Raw genomic sequence first — 703 nt, 5'->3', positions numbered from 1 at the left:
CCTTGATCTGTTCGGCGGCCAGTTTTTCCTCCCGGGCCCGCCTTTCCACCGCGTAGAGCCGCTGGATCATGAGCAGCGCTTTTTCCGCCCTGACCTTGTCATTATCCAGTGCCCGCTCGAACTCTCTTCTTGCATGCGCCCAGCAGGCCAGGTGGACCACGTTTTTGCTCCGTGCATATTTCTCGTATACGGCATACCCGTCCGTCTGCAGGTAACCCCTGAAGCTGCCCAGTATGGGCAACGGTGCCTGCCTGCCACGGGTGGGACTGTAATCGAACAATACCGTTCCGTCCAGCGGGGCATGGTATACCCAATAGTATCCCTGGTGGGCAGCTCCTTTTTTATCGCTGTCCAGCACTTTTATCGGACTTTCGTCGACCTGCAGATATCCTTTGGCTTTGGTGTCGAAGATAAGCTGTTCATAGAGCGGGTGCAGTTTGATCAGTGCCTCCCTGGTCCAGCCCTCGATCGTGGAGGAGGCGATCTGTATGTTTTCCCGGGCAAAGCGCTGTTTCTGGCGGTAGAGCGGCAAGTGGTCCACGTATTTATCGGTAAGTACCATCGCCAGTAGCCCTGCCCCGGGGATGCCCTTGTCGATGACCCGTTCGGGAAGTTCCGCGATCTTTACCCCTTCACCGCTTTTAGCGGCATATTTGTAACGGATATAACGCTTGATGTAGAACCTGGCAGGCTCGCTCTCCAG

The 703-nt window shown here is 56.0% G+C and carries 1 protein-coding gene; it reads right to left on the bottom strand.

Going from position 1 to position 703, the window contains the following annotated elements:
• Nucleotides 1–703 (bottom strand): IS66 family transposase (locus JHJ32_RS22645; RefSeq protein WP_200123020.1); only part of this gene is annotated, 703 nt, incomplete at both ends.

It is taken from the genome of Parapedobacter sp. ISTM3, assembly GCF_016533505.1.
GTDB classification, from domain to species: Bacteria; Bacteroidota; Bacteroidia; order Sphingobacteriales; family Sphingobacteriaceae; genus Parapedobacter; species Parapedobacter luteus.
This window is presented reverse-complemented; position numbering and strand designations above follow the sequence as displayed.